Below are 17,703 nucleotides of genomic sequence, written 5' to 3' on the forward strand. Positions count from 1 at the left end.
TTTTATTTGTCTCAGTGGACGCTGCGCGTTTGATGATTCGATAATGAAGCAATCGGCACATCATCAAATTATAATGCCTTTAACCCTTCACCTTTAACCTTTCGCCTTATTCCCCCTTCAGGGGGTTAGCGGTAACAAATATATTTCCTTTTACCTTTATCCTTTCGCCTTTTACCTTTTGCCTTTTTTATATGAACCGTCTTGACCGTCTTACCACGATACTGACCACCCTGCAAAGCGGGCGCTGGCATACGGCCGAAGCGTTTGCCGAGCGCTTTGGCATCAGCATTCGCACGGTATACCGCGATATCCGCTCCCTCGAAGCCGCAGGGGTGCCGGTGCTTTCGGAGGCGGGCAGGGGTTATTCCCTGATGGAGGGCTACCGCCTTCCCCCGGTGATGTTCACCCGCTCCGAAGCCGCCGCCCTGCTGGCCGGAGAGAAGCTCCTCGTCAAGCAGAACAGCGATCTGCTGCAACGGGAGTACGGGCTGGCCATGGAAAAGGTACGTGCTGTGCTGCGTGGACCGGACCGGGATTTTATGGAAACGCTCCGCAAAAAAATGCAGGTCTATCACATCCCGGGCCAAAAACCTTCGGTCGGCCATGGGACGGTATTTTCCTTTTTGCAGGAATGTCTTTACCGCAGCCAGGTGGTGAACATGGAATATGCCGGGGTAAAAGGGGATGCGCCGCTGCGCCGCACAGTGGAGCCCCTGGGCTTTGTGCAGCAGGGTAACCACTGGTATCTCGCAGGCTGGTGCAGGTTGCGGCAGGATTACCGGACCTTTCGCCTGGATCGTATCCGGCAGTATGAGGGCACCGCGGAGATGCTGCCGCCTACTCATCCCCATACCCTGGAAGGTTTTTTTTCGCATTACCGGAACATGGAACAGAAATACCAGGTCACAGTGCGTTTTGCATCGGATTGCAGCCGGTACGTCGGCGATCAGAAGTACCTCTGGGGCTGGTGCGGCGAGCAGCAGGACGCCGCCGGCATCACCATGCAGTTCCTGACCGGCTCCCTCAAAGGAATTGCGCATTGGCTGCTTACCTGGGGGAACGGCGTCACCGTGCTCGGTCCGGAAGCCCTCCAGGAGAAGATGCGGGACCTGGCCCGGGAAATCCATGCGCATTATATGGCCGGCAGCCGGTAATTTTTTTGCCGCTGTAACAAAATATCCGTTCGCTCGTCTTCCTTTTTGTATGCATCTTCAGATTTTCCAGCAGCAGGTGTTGCCCGCCCGCGATAAGCTATATCGCCTGGCGCTGCAGCTGCTGGGGGATCCGGAAGAGGCAAGGGACGTGGTGCAGGAGGTGCTGCTGCGGATCTGGAGCAGCCGGGAGCAGCTGCCCGAATACCATCATGTCGAAGCCTGGTGTATGCGGATGGCCAGGAACCTCTGTCTCGACAAGCTGAAGGCCGGAAAGGTGCGGAAGGCGGCCATCCCCGAGATCAGCCGGCGGGAGCATGCGCCGGTAACCCCGCTGCAGCAGACCGAGTACCGGCAGCAACGGGATTACCTTCGCCGCGTGGTGGCCATGTTGCCAGAAAAGCATCGCATAGTATGGCACCTGCGTGATGTGGAGGGATACAGCTACCAGGAGATTGCCGGCATGGCCGGGATGAGCCTGGACGAGGTAAAGGTAAACCTGTTTCGCGCCAGGAAAGCCGTAAAAGAAAAACTGACCCAAATCGATCTGTATGGAATACCGTGAGATACGTTTGCTGGTTGAAAGATACTGGGACTGTGAAACCTCGCTCGAGGAGGAGGAGGAATTGCGCCGCTTTTTCAGCGTGCTCCGTCCGGACCTGCCGGAGGACCTCAGGGAGGCTGCCCTGCTGTTCGGTCACCTGTACGAAGAAGCCGGCGCAACCCTGTCCGACCCGGTTTGGAACGCGCAGCTGGAGCAGCTTATCCGCGAGGGAGGTATGCCCGGGAAGCAGGCGGCCTCCCGGACAAAAATGCGCTCTTGGTGGAAATATGCCGCGGTAATCGTGGCATTGCTGGCCGGCAGCTGGCTGCTGTACCGTCATCCCCGTCCTCCCCAAAGCCAGCGGCCGGTTGCGCCCCTGGCGAAGGATACCTATCATGATCCCGAAAAGGCTTATGCGATGACCCGCGAGGTGCTTATGCTGATGGCGGCTAACCTGAATAAAGGAAAACAGGAAATGCAAAAGCTGTCCAAATTCCATGAAGCGGAACAAAAAATACAGGATTCCCCCGCCACGAAGAAGAGGGTGACAACTGATTAATAATATAAAATAAGAGATATGAAAAAGTTGATTATCAGCTTATTGATTGTTACGGGATACGTAAGCGCCCAGGCGCAGGCAAATACGCTTGCCCGCTTTTTCCAGCGGTACGAAAAAGATACTTCCTTTACCATCATTTCCATTTCCCCGAAAATGTTCAGCCTCTTCAGCAAGGTGGAGACCGGCGACCCGGAAGCCGACAGGATCATGGATGTGGCCAAAAAGCTGACAGGGCTGCATATCCTGGCCAATGAGCATACCCGTAACGGCACAAAGCTCTTCAAAGAGGCCAATGCCCTGCTTTCCGGGGAATATGAAGAGCTGATGACGGTCCGGCAGCAGGATAACGATCTGCGGTTTATGGTAAAGGAGTTGCCCAACGGCAACATCGGCGAGCTGGTCATGCTTATCGGAGGGGCGCAGCAGTTCTTCGCACTGAGCCTCACCGGAAACATCAATCTCGAAGAAGTTTCCCAGATATCAGGAGCCATGAACATTGATGGGTTTGATCAGCTGAAGCAGGTAAAAGACACGCGTAAGAAAAAATAATTTTTATGAAAAATAATGTGACAATCAAATTACTGTGCCTGTTATCGGCTATTTTACTAATGGTATCCTGCCGCACCTCCAGCAAGGTCAGCGGCTGGGATGATTTCAAATCCCGCTATGCGGGCGACGGTGTGAATGTAAAAGTGGGCGGCGCGATTTTTAAATGGGGTTCGGGCATTGCCGCCCGTGCCACTGAAGATGATGAGGATGCGGCTGCCCTGATCCGTTGTCTGCGTAAGTTCCGCGGTGTGGAGGTGCATGCGGTTCCCCTGAAGCGGATAAAGTTCGATGCGGCCGACGTGGACCGGCTGGACCGTTCCCTGCAGCGCGATCATTATGCTTCCCTGGTGACCGTAAGAGACGGAGCGGACCATATTCATATCTGGGCCCGCGGCAGCGAAGAAGAGTTCAGGGATCCGCTGATTCTGATCAATGACGAAAGTGATCTGGTGATGGTGGAGCTCAAGGGAGTAGTCACCGCCGATGATATCGGGACATTGTCCCGCGCCGGCAAGGGGATGTATCATTTTTAAGTCACTGTACAACTACCTCTTGCACGACCGGCTCGCCGATCGCTTCATTCAGCAGCTGCTTTATCTTTTCCTTGGAGTAGGAAAGCTCCTGCTTCAGCGGGGCCACATTGGTGGTAATGATGAGCCGTCCGCCCCTGAGCAGCAGGGACGATGTGTAGCGCGCAATGGTCTTGCCCATCACCTCTTCCCATTTTTCCTGGATACGGTATTCATCCAGCCTGGGTTTCAGCGGGCTTTTGCGCAGATATATCCGCAGCGCGTCTCCTATGCTCATCCCGTTATGGCTCATCATAAAGCAAATGTACAAATTAACCGGCTTGCTTTTCCGCTGCAACATCGATCTGCTGGAACAGGTCCTTATGGTCTTTAAAGGCCTCTTCCAGCCGGCCGGCATGGGTATCTGTAATAAAGACCTGTCCGAATTCCGGCCCCGTTACCATCGAGATAAGCCGCTGCATCCGCTGCTCATCCAGCTTCTCAAAGAGATCGTCCAGCAACAGGAGGGGAGGAAGCTGCTTGTGGATCCGTAAGGCGGCGTACTGGGCCAGCTTGAGGGCGAACAGGAAGCTCTTCCGCTGTCCCTGCGAAGCAGAAGATTTAAGCGCATGGCCGTTCAGCCGGAACCGCAGATCGTCCCGGTGTATGCCGGCGCTGGTGCGCAGCAGCAGCTGGTCCCGCTGGCGGTTGCTGCGGAGCAGGTCAGGGAAGCCGGCCTGTGACAGGTCGCTTTCATAACCGATGCTGACGGTTTCCCCGCTGCCGGAGAGGTAATCGTAGCAGGACTGTACCTGGTCCGAAAAGTCCCGGAGGAAGGAGGCGCGGAAATGGAACACCGGCTGTCCCTCGGCGGCCAGCTGCTCGTCCAGTGTATCGAGCAGCAGGCCGGGAGCGGTCTGCTTTTCGGCGCAGGCGCGCAGCAGGCTGTTGCGCTGCTGCAATATCTTATTATAGTCAATGAGATGACGGAGGTAGTCCGGATGGAGCTGGCAAAGCAGGCTGTCGAGGAACCTTCTGCGTTCCTCGCTGCCACCCTGGATGATTACCGCGTCGTCCGGGGCGATCATGACGGCGGGAAAGCTGCCCACATGCTCCGAAAAGCGGGTATAAGGCGCTTCGTTCAGGGCGACCGTCTTCTTCCCGCCCTTCAGGACACAGCTGACCTCCTCGCTGGTTTCCTGTCGGGAAAAGACACCCTGTATTCTAAATCCATCTGTCTGGTATTTAATATTTTGGGTGTCATTACCGCTAAAATAGCTTTTGGTAAAAGAAAGATAATAAATTGCGTCCAGCAGGTTGGTTTTGCCGGCTCCGTTCGGCCCCGTAATGCCGGTGATCTTCCGGTGAAATGCATACTGCCGCTGCCCGTAATTCTTAAACTGGGTGAGGGAAAGCCGGCTGAGGAACAGCGGGGGCAGGGTGGGTATCAATCGGGAATCGGGCATGGACACGGATCAGAACAAAATGTATGGCAGGGGTTTAGATGTGTTTACTGACGGACAATTTAGCAATAAAAGCATTGACCAATTGCTAAAATTCACGTAGGTTTGCAGGCAAAATTAAGGTATCGTGCAAACAAAGCAAGCTACGCGGAATAAACAACCCGCCGCGAAGAATAAACAAGCTACATCAAATAAACAGGCCGGAAATAAGCAGACTGCGTCCTCCGGAAATAAAGCTACCCGTTTCGGCAAGGAAACCTACATGCAATGGTACGAGCTAATGCTGCTGCTGCGCCGCTTTGAGGAGAAATCAGGGCAGCTGTACGGTATGCAGAAGATCCGGGGATTCTGTCATTTGTATATCGGGCAGGAGGCGGTAGCGGCCGCCGCTATCAGCGCTACCCGCCCGGAAGACAAGTTTATCACCGCTTACCGGGATCATGCCCTCGCCATCGCAAAGGGCATTCCGGCCAAGGCCTGTATGGCTGAGCTGTTTGGCAAGGCTACCGGCTGCTCCAAAGGGAAGGGAGGCAGCATGCACTTCTTTTCAAAAGAACATCATTTTTACGGGGGGCACGGCATTGTGGGCGCGCAGATAGGAGTAGGCGCGGGGCTGGCCTTTGCGGAGAAATACAAGGGAACCGACGATGTGGTGCTTTGCTTTTTTGGCGACGGCGCGGCCCGGCAGGGGATGCTCCATGAAACCTTTAACATGGCCATGCTCTGGCAGCTGCCGGTAGTATTTATCTGTGAGAACAACCGTTATGCCATGGGTACTTCGGTTGAGCGCACGTCCAATGTGCTGGACATCTACAAGCTGGCCGCAGCCTACGAGATGCCCGGCGATTCGGTAGACGGCATGAAGTGCGAGGAAGTGCATGAAGGTATCGAGCGGGCGGTAAAGCGGGCACGCGAAAAAGGCGGTCCGACCCTGCTGGAAGTAAAGACCTACCGGTATAAAGGGCATTCCATGAGCGACCCGGCCAAGTACCGCACCAAGGAAGAGCTGGAAAAGTACAAGGAGCAGGACCCGCTGAACTGGGTGCTCAACATCATTCATAAGAACAAATTCGCCACCGAGGAAGAGCTGACGGCCATAAGCGACCGTGTAAAACAGCAGGTGGACGAGGCTGTGGAGTTTGCCGAAACATCTCCCTGGCCGGATGATGACGAACTTTATAAAGACGTATACGTACAGGAAGATTACCCGTTCATTACCGATTAAGACCGGGGCACGAAGCGCTCCTTATTTATTTTTTATCCGATCATTCAATATGGCAGTTCAGCAGAAAAAACGTCCCTCCACCCAATTTCAAGTACAGGACACCGTCAACAAGGCGGAACATTATTACCGGAATAATGCCCGCATCATCAATATCGTGGGCATTGTCATTATCCTGCTCATCGGAGGATACTTTGGTTATAAATACCTTTACCTGGCGCCCCGGGAAGGCAAGGCCCAGGCTATGATCTTCAAGGCTCAGCAGTATTTTCAGAAAGATTCCCTGAGGCTGGCCCTCGAGGGGGATGGTAACAACTACGGCTATCTGCAGGTGATGCAGCGCTATGGCGGCACCAAGGTAGGCAAGCTGGCCGCGCTGAGCGCCGGCATTTGCTATGTGCGGCTGGGAGAATACCAGAAGGGGATTGACCTGCTGGAGAAATTCCATGTGGAAGACCGCGTCATGCAGCCCCTCGCTTACGGACTGCTGGGGGATGCCTATATGGAGCTCAACAAGACCGGGCAGGGCATTGCGGCCTATAAAAAGGCAGGTTATTACAGCGATAATGATCTGATTGCCCCCCTGTACCTGATGCGCGCCGGGCTGGCCCTCGAAAAGGCCGGCAAAAACAAGGAAGCCGTAGCCATCTACAGACAGATCAAGCAAAAATATCCGCAAAGCCTGCAGGGGCACGATATCGACAAATACCTGGCCCGGGCCGGGGATACGGAATAATGCGGCAGGACCGTCCACGCCCCTCACCGGGCAAGGCGGCAGAAAAATGCTAACACAAGAAAGAGATGTCCGTACACAACGATACCTTTTTGAATGACGCTGGCATTCCCGATACGGGGAATGCCAGTATCGTTATTGTCCATACCGAATGGAATGCCTTTATTGTCGATGCCTTAAAGGACGGTTGTGTACGCACGCTTGAAAAATACGGTGTGAAAAAGATCCGGGTCCTCCAGGTGCCGGGCGCTTTCGAGCTGCCCTTTGCCTGCAAAAAGGCCTATGAGACCAGCCCCGCCCCCAGGCCGGATGCCATCATTGCCCTGGGTTGCGTGATCCGGGGGGATACTCCTCATTTTGATTATGTCTGCCAGTCGGTCACGGATGGCGTGACCCGGCTGAACCTGACCTTGCCGGTGCCGGTAATTTTTGGTATATTGACGGTCGATGACGCGGCGCAGGCGGAGGCCCGGGTAGGCGGCGCGCATGGGCACAAAGGGGATGAAGCCGCCCTTACGGCGCTCAAGATGATCCGGTTCAACGAGAACGTTTGAAGACAAGCAACCGAACATGACAATGGCTTATTTCAAAGCGGCATTTTAAATATGTGAGGTTTATCTCGGGCATAACTGATTTAGTAGGTCTCGATGCAGCTTCGCCAGTCATCCGACCACTTAAAAGACGGAAATTAACGGATGAAATTAACGATGAACGTACATCTTTTTATACCTTGCTTTGTAGATCAGCTGTATCCGGATACCGCTTTCAATATGGTGAAGGTGCTGGAAAAGCTGGGATGCCGGGTGCACTACAACCCGGATCAGACCTGTTGCGGCCAGCCGGCCTTTAATGCGGGTTACTGGGACGAGGCCAAATCGGTAGGGCAGAAGTTCCTCAAGGATTTTCATACGTATGATTATATCGTCACCCCCAGCGCGTCCTGCGCCGGGTATGTACGGAATTATTACGGAAAGCTTTTTGACAATTCCGCCGTGCACAACGATGTAAAGCTGCTCCGGAAAAACCTGTTTGAGTTTACCGAGTTTCTTACGGACATACTCAAAACCACCGATGTGGGCGCCACGCTCAATGGTGTCTGCACCTATCACGATTCCTGTGCCGGGCTGCGGGAATGCGGCATCAAGACCGGCCCCCGGCAGCTGCTGGAAAAGGTAAAAGGCCTGGAGCTGCGGGAGATGGACCAGGTGGAGACCTGCTGCGGGTTCGGAGGCACCTTTGCCGTAAAGTATGAGCCCATCTCCATCGGTATGGCGGATCAGAAAGTGGGAAATGCCCTCGATACGGGAGCGGAATACCTGATCTCAACCGACGTTTCCTGCCTCATGCACCTGGAAGGCTATATCAAGAAAAAGGGGATCAATCTTAAGACCATGCACATTGCCGACGTGCTGGCCAGCGGATGGTGACCCACCCCCCGGCCCCCAAAAGGGGGCAATTTGATGATGTGCTAATTTGATAATGTGCTGTGCACGAAGTAGATCATCAAATCTCCAAATCTCCAAATCATCAAATCATCAAATCAACCATGGCCTACTGGCTCGTTAAATCAGAACCCTTCAAATATTCCTGGACCCAGTTCCGGAAAGACAAAAAAACCTTCTGGGACGGCGTCCGTAATTACCAGGCACGGAACAACCTCCGGGATATGGAAAAAGGGGACGAGGTGTTTTTCTACCACAGCAACGAAGGCCTCGAGATCGTCGGTATCGCCGCGGTCGCGAAAACGCATTACCCGGACCCTACCACCCCGGATCCCCGCTGGGTAGCGGTAGACCTGAAGCCGGTAAAGACCCTTCCGAAGCCCGTCACCCTTGAGCAGATGAAGGCCGATAAGCGGCTGGAGCACCTGGCGCTGCTTCGGCAGCCGCGTCTTTCGGTATCGCCCGTCACCGAAAAAGAGTGGCAGGTAATTCTCGGGCTGGCCGGTCTTGGATAAGCCCTTCTATTCAAAAGCTTCCGCAAACCGGACACCATATTGCTCCAGCTCCTTGAGCACCGGATTGTATATTTCGGGAAGAATTGGGATATGTATACCCGTAGTGCTGACCTTTCCGGTCAGCAGCAGCCGCGTAAGAATGCCCAGGGGATAGCCTACCGTCTGTGACATGGCCGTATGCAGGTTGTCTTCCCCGATCATGATCATATAGCTGGTGATGCGCGCCGAAAAATTGCGCCGCTCAAAGGAGAGCTCATGCTGCATGACCACCATGTCTTTATCCTCAGGCTTCATCGGCAGCTTATTGTCCAGCAGATATCCGAGCACTTCGGCATTGGTAGCCTTGCCCCGGTTGATGGGCAGGTTGTCGGTCAGTCCAAGGAATTTAAGCTGCTTCATGACCTTCGACCTTTCCTTGATATCCAGGCAGGCGATAAGGGCTTCTTCGGGTGTTTTACGGTTGGAGGCCTTACAATTCTGCAGGGCCCACTTCCGGTAGGTAAGCGTATCGGTGTCGACGGCCGTCTTGTTGTCCGTCAGTCCCAGGCGGACGAGCGCATCCCATCCTTCGCAGAAATCGGGATAGCGCAGCGTGCCCCGCACAAAGGTGGGCACATCTTCGATCCCGTAGCGGGCGGCATAGGACAGCGAGTCCCGGTTGGGATACCAGTCCATCTTGCCCAGACCCGGCACCGTTACATTCCGGGAATGCGAAAAGATATCGGCATAATCCACCTTGCAGTCTTTGCCCTTTTCCCGGTATAAAGCGCCTTCCTGGCCGGCCAGCACAACGTTGCGCGGGTTCCAGCTTACCTTGTAATGCCAGGGGTTGTCGTCGCATTCCGGGGGGATCAGACCGCCGCAGAAGGACCGGAAAGAGGAGATGGTCCCGCCCTTGCTTTCTATGGAATGTATCAGTTTCTTGGCCGACATATGGTCGATCCCCGGGTCCAGACCCATCTCCCCCATAAAGAGGATGCCGGCTTTCCGTACCTCTTTTTCCAGCTTATACATTTCAGGAGTGAGGTAGGAGGCGATCAGGATATGTTTCCGGTAGCGGATGCAGTCTTTGATGACCAGCAGGTGCAGTTCCGGCGGCAGCAATGAGATCACCACATCCGATTCGCTGATCAGGTTCTGTCGCGTTTCCGCGTCATGCACATCAAAGGCGGCGGGAGTGGCGTAATAGGATTTCCCGATCTTGATGCGGATAAGCATCAGGTCCCGGTCCGCAACGGTCAGCTGCCATTTCTGGCGCGGCGCATGTTCGATAAGGTAGTCTATCAGGCTTGTCGCCGATTTTCCCGCTCCGAACAATAAAATTTTTTTCATAAAAAATAAGCTAATGATTAAGGATACGGACCCACGATCCTTGCGATCGCGAAATCCAGGGTTTTCAAAATTGATAGGTATAACTGCAAATTAAATTCCAATTCTTTGGTTTTTTGAAAAAATCTGTATGTGTTTTATTTTATTTTCGAAAAAAGAAGGAGCAGCTTATAATTCAATTCTCATTATCCCACGGAGAAACAAGGGCCTAAATATATTTCATATATCAAATACATGAAAGAAATTTTTTGAAAAAAATCTGTAACCGTTCGTGGAACGGGCCTAAAAAATCCCCGTCGAATGCAGTATATTTGCGTTTATCCAGGCGCTGAGGAACCCGCTGATTTACAGGCGGGAATCCGGTATCAGGCGGAACACACATTATAAAAACAAAAGATGGACGAAAACCAGCAGGACAACTCCCAGGAAGGCAAGATTATCCCGATCAATATCGAGGAACAGATGAAAACGGCCTACATAGACTATTCCATGTCTGTGATCGTGGGCCGGGCGCTGCCGGATGTGCGGGACGGTTTGAAGCCGGTGCACCGCCGGGTGCTGTTTGGCATGAAGGAGCTGGGCAACAACAGCAACAAGCCCTATAAAAAGTCGGCCCGTATCGTAGGGGAGGTGATGGGGAAGTTCCACCCCCATGGAGACGCTTCCATTTACGATACGATCGTCCGCCTCGCGCAGGACTGGACCATGCGCTACGTGCTGGTGGACGGGCAGGGTAACTTCGGATCTGTGGACGGGGATTCCCCGGCGGCGATGCGTTATACGGAAATACGCCTGCAGCGCATGGCAGAGGCCATGCTGGAGGACATCGACAAGGAGACGGTTGACTTTACGCTGAACTTTGACGATACCCTCGAAGAGCCCACGGTGCTGCCTACACGCATTCCCAACCTGCTGGTAAACGGCGCTTCGGGCATTGCGGTGGGGATGGCCACCAACGTGCTGCCCCACAATCTCAGCGAGGTGGTGGACGGAGCGGTGGCTTATATCGACAACCGGGATATCACCATAGAAGAGCTCATCAAACATGTAAAGGCGCCGGATTTCCCTACCGGCGGCATTATCTATGGCTATGAAGGGGTAAGACAGGGCTTTGAAACAGGGCGGGGCCGCGTGGTGGTCCGCGGCAAGATAAATGTGGAGACCGCCAAGGGCGGCCGGGAGCGCCTGGTGATCTACGAGCTGCCCTATCAGATCAACAAGGCTGTGCTGCATCAGAAGATCGCCCAGCTGGTCAACGATAAGGTGATCGAAGGGATCAGCGACGTGCGCGACGAGTCGGACCGGGATGGAATGCGCCTGGTGATCGATCTGAAGAAGGACGCCATTGCCAATATCATCATCAACCAGCTGTATAAATACAGCGAGCTGCAGACTTCTTACGGGGTGAACAACGTCGCCCTGGTACATGGCCGTCCCCGCCAGCTCAACCTGAAAGAGCTGCTGTCGGAGTTCGTGGACTTCCGCCACGAGGTGGTCGTGCGCCGCACCCGCTATGAGCTGCGGGAAGCCGAAAAGCGGGCGCATATCCTGGAAGGCTACCTGGTAGCCCTGGATCATCTTGACGAGATCATCGCCCTGATCCGCGGCTCCAAGACGCCAGACGAGGCGCGCGACGGGCTGATGAGCCAGTTCGGGCTTTCCGAAATACAGGCCAAGGCCATCCTGGAGCTGCGTCTGCAGCGCCTTACCGGCATGGAACGCGATAAGATCCGGGAAGAGTATGCCGAGGTAATGAAGCTGATCGAGCACCTCCGTAACGTGCTGGCCGATGAAGGCCTGCGTATGCAGATCATCAAGGATGAGCTGCTGGATGTAAAGAAGAAATTCGGGGACGAGCGCAGGACGGAAATACAATACCTGGCCAGCGAAATGCGTATAGAAGATATTATTGCCGAAGAGGATGTGGTGATCACCATCTCCCACCTCGGCTATATCAAGCGTACCGCCGCAGACGACTACCGGCAGCAGAAGCGGGGCGGCCGCGGCGCTATCGGGGGACGTACCCGGGAAGAGGATTATATCGAGCACCTTTTTGTGGCCTCCACGCATCATACCCTGCTATTCTTTACCGAGAAGGGGCGCTGCTTCTGGCTGAAGGTATATGAGATCCCGGAAGGGGAAAAGCAAAGCAAGGGCCGGGCCATACAGAACATGGTGAACCTGCCTCCCGACGACAAGATAAGGGCGATCATCGATGTCAGGAACCTCGCCGACAAGGATTTTGTGACCAGCCATTACATTGTGTTGTGTACCCGGGAAGGTATCATCAAGAAAACCCTGCTGGAAGAGTTTTCACGGCCCCGTCAGAACGGGGTCAACGCCATCACCATCAATGAGGGGGATCAGCTGATAGAAGCGCGTCTCACCGACGGCTCCTCCCATATTATGATGGCGGTAAAAAGCGGCCGGGCCATCCGGTTCCCGGAAGAAAAGGTGCGGCATACCGGTCGCGGCGCTATCGGCGTGCGCGGCATAGAAGTGGACACGGCCCACGATGACGTGATTGGTATGATTTGTGTAGGAAAGGGGGATACGGAAAAAACCATCCTGGTGGTTTCCGAAAAAGGCTTCGGCAAAAGAACCGGTATCGAGGATTACCGCATTACCAACCGGGGCGGAAAAGGCGTGAAAACCATCAATGTCACCGAAAAAACAGGAGCGCTCATTGCGATGAAGGATGTGGACGACAGCGACGATCTGATGATCACCTGTCGCTCCGGCATCACCATCCGCATGGCCGTATCCGATATCCGCGAAGCAGGCCGGGCCACCCAGGGAGTAAGGCTGATAAGGCTGGACGAATCAGACAAGATTGCCGCCGTAGCCCGCATCGATAAAGAAGAGGCAGCAGAGCAGGAAGAAGAAGCGGCAGAAAATTCCGGATCGTAAAAATAAACCCATACATAACATGTACACGAAAAAATTATCAGGTACGCTGTTGTTACTTTTAGGCTTCGGGACGGTGGCCCTGGCCCAGAACAAGAACGTCAATAAAGCGGAGAGTGCGCTGAAAGACGGAAAGCTGGCCGAAGCGCGCGACCTGATCAACCCCGCCACCACAGACAGCAAAACCGGCGACAAAGCCAAAACCTGGTACCTCAAAGGGCAGATTTATGCCGCTATCGCGGCCGACTCCGCCAAGTCGGTACCGGTGGATCATCCGGGCGATACCGCGCTGGCGGCCTTTCAGCAATGTCTGAAGCTGGATCCCAAATTCACCAGCATGCTGCTGAATAATTATAAGGACCTTACCGACCTGTATACCGTTTTTTACAAGCAGGGTGCGGATGCCTTTAATGCCAAAGACTATAAGCTGGCCTACGAAAAGTTCAACGACGTAAGAACGGTGAATGACTACATGCATTCCGTGAACTCCGGCATGGGCGCTCCCATGGATACCATGGCCATCTTAAACATGTCCAACGCAGCCTTTAACGCCGGCCTGAAGGAAGAAGCCGCCAAGGGATACCAGCAGCTGGCCGATATCAAATACAAGGAAGATCCCATCGTTTACAAGGTGCTGCTCCAGTATTACCGCGAGAAAAAAGACGATGCCAACTATCAGAAGACCCTGGCTGTCGGCAAAGAACTTTTCCCGAGCGACAACGATTTCAACAACGAGGAGATCAGCTACTTCAACGAGACCGGCAAGCAGGACGAGCTGGTGAAGAAGCTGGAAGAATCCGTGCAGAAAGACCCGAGTAATTATGATATGATGCTGAACCTGGCCATTACTTATGATAATATGGCCAACCCCAAGGATGCCAGCGGAAACAGCCAGGCGGAGAAGCCGGCCAATTACGACGAGCTGTACAACAAGGCCATTGAAACCTATAAAAAGGCCATCGCGCTGAAGCCTGAGGATTATGCGGCCAACTTCAACCTGGGGCTGATGGAATACAACACCGCCGCCGCCGTCGGAAAGCAATTGGGTCAGCTGGGCTCTTCCAAGGAAGATATGGCCAAGGCTGATTCCCTTTCGAAACAGGAAGACGCGTACCTGGAAAAAGCGCTGCCTTACCTTGAAAAGTCCTACCAGGTGCTCGATGCAAAAGATAAGCTGACCCAGAATGAAGTGGCGATCTATAAAAATACCCTCATGGGTCTGCAGGGTATCGCCGCACGTAAGAACGATTCCACGAAGCTGGATGAATATAAGCAGAAGCTGAGCGCTGCCGACAGCAAGGCAGGACAGTAATGCCGCTACCGCTTTTTAAAGGTCACGGTCCCGCCCCAGGCGGGACCGTGCTTTTTTTACCCTGACCCTCATCTTCATCCTGACGCTGACCCTCGTCTTGACCTCCTGACCCTCGTCTTGACCTCCTGATCCTTCTTCGCCCTTCTTCCTTACCGCCCCTGTCCTTCGTGTATGCCTTGCCGGTATCCTGGCTTGGTTTTTGTCTTTAAGAGGATAATGCTAACTGCATTAAATAAAAAAAAGTTAACATAGCTTAAACAGATGATGATGGATAATATGGACAGGAAGTATATAAGACAGGAGCGCGTATTCAGCTTTACGCCACAGTTGAAGACCGATATTAATATTCTTGTGTTTGCGCATATCCTCCTTTTTGCGGTCTATCAAATCCTGCACTGGAGCAACATCGGTGCGCAGGCAGATATCGTTACCCGCCACAGCCTGGCCCTTTCGGCGCATCCGGAAGACCGGTTGTCCCATCTCTGGAGCATATTTACCTACCCCTTTGTTCATTTTAATGTCTGGGAGGTGCTGCTCAGCAGCAGCATGCTCTGGCTTTTCGGGAACATCCTTTCTCTGAGGCTGGGGGCTAAGAAGGTATTGGGACTCTATCTCGTTTGCTGCCTGGCGGCAGCCGGCGTGTTTTTGCTGGCCTATGTGATCTTTCCCATTTATTCGGGAGAGCAGGGCATGCTTGAAGGTACCTTCTGCGGAGTGCTGGGGGTGATGACCGCTGCCGTTGTGATGTTCAGCCATCATGAGTTCCGCGTTACAAAACGGTTCAGCGTGTCCCTGCTGCAGGTATATGTGATCTCGCTGACGGCAGCTTTGTTTTTGATTATAAAGCACGACCTGGCCAGCATTACCGCTCATCTGATCAGCATGTATTTTGGCTACCAGTATGCTGTATACCTGCTAAAAAGCCAGCCTTCTCCGGCAGCCTGACCTTATTTTATTTTTCCCGCGGCGGTTCCTGTTGTATCTTTACGTGGTCTTTTCCATTCCGGAAATGACCGGACAGCCGGCTATCCAGCTTTATCGTAAGCCGTGTTGCGGCGTCGCCGTAACACGGTGTACCACAGGCCGGACCGGCCGGTGTGATCAACGACAAAACGATCCGCCATGGACGATTTTCTTGCTGCCCGGTCGCAAATGGGGGTATCCCTGGGTTTTCACATCATCTTTGCCTGCATCGGTATGGTCATGCCGTTTTTCATGGCCGTTGCCCATTATCAGTGGCTCCGCTCGGGCAACAGCCGCTATCTGCATATTGCCAAAGCCTGGAGCAAGGGCGTGGCTATCTTTTTTGTCACCGGGGCCGTATCCGGCACCGTACTTTCCTTTGAGCTGGGGCTGCTCTGGCCGCGGTTTATGGAATACGCCGGTCCTATTATCGGCATGCCTTTCTCCCTGGAGGGCACCGCGTTCTTTATCGAAGCCATCGCGCTTGGATTTTACCTGTATGGCTGGCAGCGGCTGAACAGGTGGTTTCACTGGTTCACCGGTCTGGTGACGGGGCTCAGCGGTCTGGCTTCGGGTATACTGGTGGTCTCGGCCAATTCCTGGATGAACAGCCCTTCGGGGTTTGATTATATAAACGGGCAGTTCCTGAACATCGACCCCATGAAAGCCATGTTCAATGCCGCCTGGGCAGCGCAGGCCCTGCATATGATCCTTGCGGCTTTTGTGGCAACGGGTTTTGCCGTGGCCGGAGTACATGCCTGGATGGTGCTGCGAAACAGGAACCGGGACTTTCATTGGAAGTCGTTCCGGATAGCCATCACCTTTGGCGCACTTGCAGCCGTATTGCAGCCCCTGAGCGGCGACATTGCCGCAAAGTCCATTGCCCGCCGGCAGCCGGCCAAGCTGGCCGCCATGGAAGCGTTGTACCATACCGAACAGCCCGCCCCGCTGCTCATCGGAGGCTGGCCGGACAGCCGGAAGCGGGAAGTGCGTTACGGGCTGCGTGTGCCGGGCGGGCTCAGCTTTCTGGCCTTTGGCAATTTCAGGGCGCCTGTAGCGGGACTGGACCAGGTGCCGGACCACGAGGAGCCGCCGGTGCCCGTGGTGCATTTTTCTTTCCAGCTGATGGTGGCGCTGGGCATCTGGCTGCTGGTGCTGGGCCTGGTATACTTTTACGGCAGCTGGCGGCGCAGGCGCTGGCTCCGGTCGCCCCGTTTCCTGAAGGCCTGCGTCGTGGCCATCCCGGCAGGCTTCCTGGCCATCGAAGCCGGCTGGATCGTTACCGAGGTGGGCCGGCAACCCTGGATCATCTATCGTATTATGCGTACAGCCGACGCCGTTACCCCCATGCCCGGCATCCGTTATACTTTTTACCTTTTTACTGCAGTCTATATTTTGTTATCCGCCATGGTGGTGTTTTTGTTTTACCGGCAGATCAAAATGGTGCCGGTGCTTTATGATACCGAATAACGGGTTATGCATCTTGTAGTCGTCATATTCCTCTGCCTGTCCATCCTGCTGTACCTGCTGCTCGGCGGGGCAGACTTCGGCGCCGGCATCATCGAGCTGTTTACCTCCTATAAAAACAAGCCTCGTACCCGCCGTATCACCTACCGTGCCATCGGGCCGGTCTGGGAAGCCAATCATATGTGGCTGATCATTGCCATCGTGATTCTGTTTGTGGGCTTTCCGCTTATTTATACTACCATGTCCATCTACCTGCATATCCCCATGCTGATTATGCTGCTGGGTATCGTGGCGCGGGGCACGGCTTTTATCTTCCGGCATTACGATGCAGTCAGGGACAATTTTCAGAAGCTTTATAACAAGATATTCGTCTATTCCAGCTTTATCACCCCGCTTTTGCTGGGTATGATTGCCGGTACCATGCTTTCCGGAAAGATCGATCCCGAAGCCCGCAGCTTTTATGACATTTATATGGCGCCCTGGTGCAACCTCTTTTCGCTGGCGGTAGGTTTGTTTACCGTGGCCCTCTGCGGTTTTCTGGCTGCCGTTTACCTGATCGGGGAGGCGCAGGATGATTATGACAAGCGGCGCTTTATTCACAAAGCCGGCATCACCAACCTGCTGGCTGTGCTGGCGGGGGGGCTGGTTTTCCTGGCGGCGGAAACGGAGCATATTCCCCTGTGGCGCTGGTTGTTTGGGGACCCGGTAAGCCGTTATGCCATCCTGGCCGCCAGCGCCTCCCTGGTGTTGCTCTGGTATTACCTGTTCCAGGGCAGGAAGCTCCGGCTCCGGGTGCTGGCCGGCTTTCAGGTCACCATGATCCTGCTGGCCATTGCCCATCATAACTTCCCGGATTTTCTCATCCTGCAGGACGGTACCCGCCTGTCCCTATGGGAGGACGCGGCCCCTGTCAGCACCCTGCGGGCGCTGGGCTGGGCCCTGTTGTCGGGCAGCGTGTTTATCCTGCCTTTCCTGGGTTACCTGTTTTATAACTTTACCCGTGCAGAAACGGCGGAGGCGGAGCAGCCGGAATAGGAA

General features: G+C 54.3%; 18 protein-coding genes. 15 read left to right on the plus strand and 3 right to left on the minus strand.

The window, feature by feature from the left end:
- Nucleotides 1–191: 191 nt before the first annotated feature.
- Genes ABD851_RS05525 through ABD851_RS05545 form a run of 5 tightly spaced genes read left to right on the plus strand, consistent with a single transcriptional unit; the run spans nucleotide 192 to nucleotide 3,336 of the window.
- A complete protein-coding gene (locus ABD851_RS05525; RefSeq protein ID WP_344976720.1) occupies nucleotides 192–1,154 on the plus strand; it encodes a helix-turn-helix transcriptional regulator in 963 nt (320 codons plus the stop codon).
- A gap of 49 nt (nucleotides 1,155–1,203) precedes the next feature.
- Nucleotides 1,204–1,716, plus strand: coding sequence for an RNA polymerase sigma factor (locus tag ABD851_RS05530; RefSeq protein ID WP_344976723.1), 513 nt, complete (start codon nucleotides 1,204–1,206; stop codon nucleotides 1,714–1,716).
- Nucleotides 1,703–2,254 (plus strand): hypothetical protein, encoded by a 552-nt coding sequence (locus tag ABD851_RS05535; RefSeq protein WP_344976726.1) that lies wholly within the window; start codon nucleotides 1,703–1,705, stop codon nucleotides 2,252–2,254. Before ABD851_RS05530 ends, ABD851_RS05535 begins: the two co-directional genes overlap by 14 nt.
- Nucleotides 2,255–2,272: 18 nt before the next feature.
- A complete protein-coding gene (locus ABD851_RS05540) occupies nucleotides 2,273–2,803 on the plus strand; it encodes a DUF4252 domain-containing protein (RefSeq protein ID WP_344976729.1) in 531 nt (176 codons plus the stop codon).
- Between the two features lie 5 nt (nucleotides 2,804–2,808).
- Nucleotides 2,809–3,336, plus strand: a complete 528-nt coding sequence (locus ABD851_RS05545) for a DUF4252 domain-containing protein (RefSeq protein ID WP_344976732.1) — start codon at nucleotides 2,809–2,811, stop codon at nucleotides 3,334–3,336.
- 1 nt (nucleotide 3,337) lies between these two features.
- Here ABD851_RS05545 and ABD851_RS05550 read toward each other — a convergent pair whose 3' ends face one another.
- Complete coding sequence (locus tag ABD851_RS05550) at nucleotides 3,338–3,628, minus strand: DciA family protein (RefSeq protein WP_344976735.1); 291 nt, start codon at nucleotides 3,626–3,628, stop codon at nucleotides 3,338–3,340.
- 16 nt (nucleotides 3,629–3,644) lie between these two features.
- A complete protein-coding gene (gene recF, locus ABD851_RS05555; RefSeq protein ID WP_344976737.1) occupies nucleotides 3,645–4,778 on the minus strand; it encodes a DNA replication/repair protein RecF in 1,134 nt (377 codons plus the stop codon).
- Between the two features lie 124 nt (nucleotides 4,779–4,902).
- On the opposite strand from recF, the gene pdhA reads away from it, so the two are divergent.
- The 5 genes from pdhA to ABD851_RS05580 all read left to right on the plus strand — a co-directional run bounded on the left by pdhA (nucleotide 4,903) and on the right by ABD851_RS05580 (nucleotide 8,687).
- Nucleotides 4,903–6,000 carry a pyruvate dehydrogenase (acetyl-transferring) E1 component subunit alpha gene (gene pdhA / locus ABD851_RS05560; protein ID WP_344976739.1) on the plus strand — a complete coding sequence of 366 codons (1,098 nt, stop codon included), beginning with the start codon at nucleotides 4,903–4,905 and terminating at the stop codon, nucleotides 5,998–6,000.
- Between the two features lie 49 nt (nucleotides 6,001–6,049).
- Entirely contained in the window at nucleotides 6,050–6,733 is a 684-nt protein-coding gene (locus tag ABD851_RS05565) for a tetratricopeptide repeat protein (RefSeq protein ID WP_344976742.1), read from the plus strand.
- Between the two features lie 65 nt (nucleotides 6,734–6,798).
- Nucleotides 6,799–7,284: a 6,7-dimethyl-8-ribityllumazine synthase gene (gene ribH / locus ABD851_RS05570; protein WP_344976745.1), complete on the plus strand. Its 486-nt coding sequence runs from the start codon at nucleotides 6,799–6,801 to the stop codon at nucleotides 7,282–7,284.
- Nucleotides 7,285–7,425: 141 nt separating this feature from the next.
- Nucleotides 7,426–8,157, plus strand: coding sequence for a (Fe-S)-binding protein (locus ABD851_RS05575; protein WP_344976748.1), 732 nt, complete (start codon nucleotides 7,426–7,428; stop codon nucleotides 8,155–8,157).
- Between the two features lie 119 nt (nucleotides 8,158–8,276).
- Nucleotides 8,277–8,687, plus strand: coding sequence for an EVE domain-containing protein (locus ABD851_RS05580; RefSeq protein WP_344976751.1), 411 nt, complete (start codon nucleotides 8,277–8,279; stop codon nucleotides 8,685–8,687).
- A 6-nt stretch (nucleotides 8,688–8,693) separates the two neighbouring features.
- Here the strand turns inward: ABD851_RS05580 and ABD851_RS05585 are convergent, their stop codons facing one another.
- Nucleotides 8,694–10,019 carry a saccharopine dehydrogenase C-terminal domain-containing protein gene (locus ABD851_RS05585; protein WP_344976754.1) on the minus strand — a complete coding sequence of 442 codons (1,326 nt, stop codon included), beginning with the start codon at nucleotides 10,017–10,019 and terminating at the stop codon, nucleotides 8,694–8,696.
- Nucleotides 10,020–10,412: 393 nt separating this feature from the next.
- On the opposite strand from ABD851_RS05585, the gene gyrA reads away from it, so the two are divergent.
- The 5 genes from gyrA to ABD851_RS05610 all read left to right on the plus strand — a co-directional run bounded on the left by gyrA (nucleotide 10,413) and on the right by ABD851_RS05610 (nucleotide 17,700).
- Entirely contained in the window at nucleotides 10,413–12,926 is a 2,514-nt protein-coding gene (gene gyrA, locus ABD851_RS05590; protein ID WP_344976757.1) for a DNA gyrase subunit A, read from the plus strand.
- A gap of 19 nt (nucleotides 12,927–12,945) precedes the next feature.
- A complete protein-coding gene (locus tag ABD851_RS05595; RefSeq protein WP_344976760.1) occupies nucleotides 12,946–14,235 on the plus strand; it encodes a hypothetical protein in 1,290 nt (429 codons plus the stop codon).
- A 261-nt stretch (nucleotides 14,236–14,496) separates the two neighbouring features.
- Complete coding sequence (locus ABD851_RS05600; RefSeq protein WP_344976763.1) at nucleotides 14,497–15,180, plus strand: rhomboid family intramembrane serine protease; 684 nt, start codon at nucleotides 14,497–14,499, stop codon at nucleotides 15,178–15,180.
- 177 nt (nucleotides 15,181–15,357) lie between these two features.
- Complete coding sequence (locus ABD851_RS05605) at nucleotides 15,358–16,668, plus strand: cytochrome ubiquinol oxidase subunit I (protein ID WP_344976766.1); 1,311 nt, start codon at nucleotides 15,358–15,360, stop codon at nucleotides 16,666–16,668.
- Nucleotides 16,669–16,674: 6 nt separating this feature from the next.
- Nucleotides 16,675–17,700, plus strand: a complete 1,026-nt coding sequence (locus ABD851_RS05610) for a cytochrome d ubiquinol oxidase subunit II (protein WP_344976771.1) — start codon at nucleotides 16,675–16,677, stop codon at nucleotides 17,698–17,700.
- Nucleotides 17,701–17,703: the final 3 nt, after the last annotated feature.

Origin of the sequence: Compostibacter hankyongensis (assembly GCF_039541075.1) — a bacterium.
GTDB classification, from domain to species: domain Bacteria; phylum Bacteroidota; class Bacteroidia; order Chitinophagales; family Chitinophagaceae; genus Compostibacter; species Compostibacter hankyongensis.

Excerpts from the sequence above, each read along its gene's own strand:
- ABD851_RS05525 (WP_344976720.1), top strand. The coding sequence starts at position 192 with ATGAACCGTCTTGACCGTCTTACCACGATACTGACCACCCTGCAAAGC.
- ABD851_RS05530 (WP_344976723.1), top strand. The coding sequence starts at position 1,204 with ATGCATCTTCAGATTTTCCAGCAGCAGGTGTTGCCCGCCCGCGATAAG.
- ABD851_RS05535 (WP_344976726.1), top strand. The coding sequence starts at position 1,703 with ATGGAATACCGTGAGATACGTTTGCTGGTTGAAAGATACTGGGACTGT.
- ABD851_RS05540 (WP_344976729.1), top strand. The coding sequence starts at position 2,273 with ATGAAAAAGTTGATTATCAGCTTATTGATTGTTACGGGATACGTAAGC.
- ABD851_RS05545 (WP_344976732.1), top strand. The coding sequence starts at position 2,809 with ATGAAAAATAATGTGACAATCAAATTACTGTGCCTGTTATCGGCTATT.
- ABD851_RS05550 (WP_344976735.1), bottom strand. The coding sequence starts at position 3,628 with ATGATGAGCCATAACGGGATGAGCATAGGAGACGCGCTGCGGATATAT.
- recF (WP_344976737.1), bottom strand. The coding sequence starts at position 4,778 with ATGCCCGATTCCCGATTGATACCCACCCTGCCCCCGCTGTTCCTCAGC.
- ABD851_RS05565 (WP_344976742.1), top strand. The coding sequence starts at position 6,050 with ATGGCAGTTCAGCAGAAAAAACGTCCCTCCACCCAATTTCAAGTACAG.
- ribH (WP_344976745.1), top strand. The coding sequence starts at position 6,799 with ATGTCCGTACACAACGATACCTTTTTGAATGACGCTGGCATTCCCGAT.
- ABD851_RS05575 (WP_344976748.1), top strand. The coding sequence starts at position 7,426 with ATGAAATTAACGATGAACGTACATCTTTTTATACCTTGCTTTGTAGAT.
- ABD851_RS05580 (WP_344976751.1), top strand. The coding sequence starts at position 8,277 with ATGGCCTACTGGCTCGTTAAATCAGAACCCTTCAAATATTCCTGGACC.
- ABD851_RS05585 (WP_344976754.1), bottom strand. The coding sequence starts at position 10,019 with ATGAAAAAAATTTTATTGTTCGGAGCGGGAAAATCGGCGACAAGCCTG.
- gyrA (WP_344976757.1), top strand. The coding sequence starts at position 10,413 with ATGGACGAAAACCAGCAGGACAACTCCCAGGAAGGCAAGATTATCCCG.
- ABD851_RS05595 (WP_344976760.1), top strand. The coding sequence starts at position 12,946 with ATGTACACGAAAAAATTATCAGGTACGCTGTTGTTACTTTTAGGCTTC.
- ABD851_RS05600 (WP_344976763.1), top strand. The coding sequence starts at position 14,497 with ATGATGATGGATAATATGGACAGGAAGTATATAAGACAGGAGCGCGTA.
- ABD851_RS05605 (WP_344976766.1), top strand. The coding sequence starts at position 15,358 with ATGGACGATTTTCTTGCTGCCCGGTCGCAAATGGGGGTATCCCTGGGT.
- ABD851_RS05610 (WP_344976771.1), top strand. The coding sequence starts at position 16,675 with ATGCATCTTGTAGTCGTCATATTCCTCTGCCTGTCCATCCTGCTGTAC.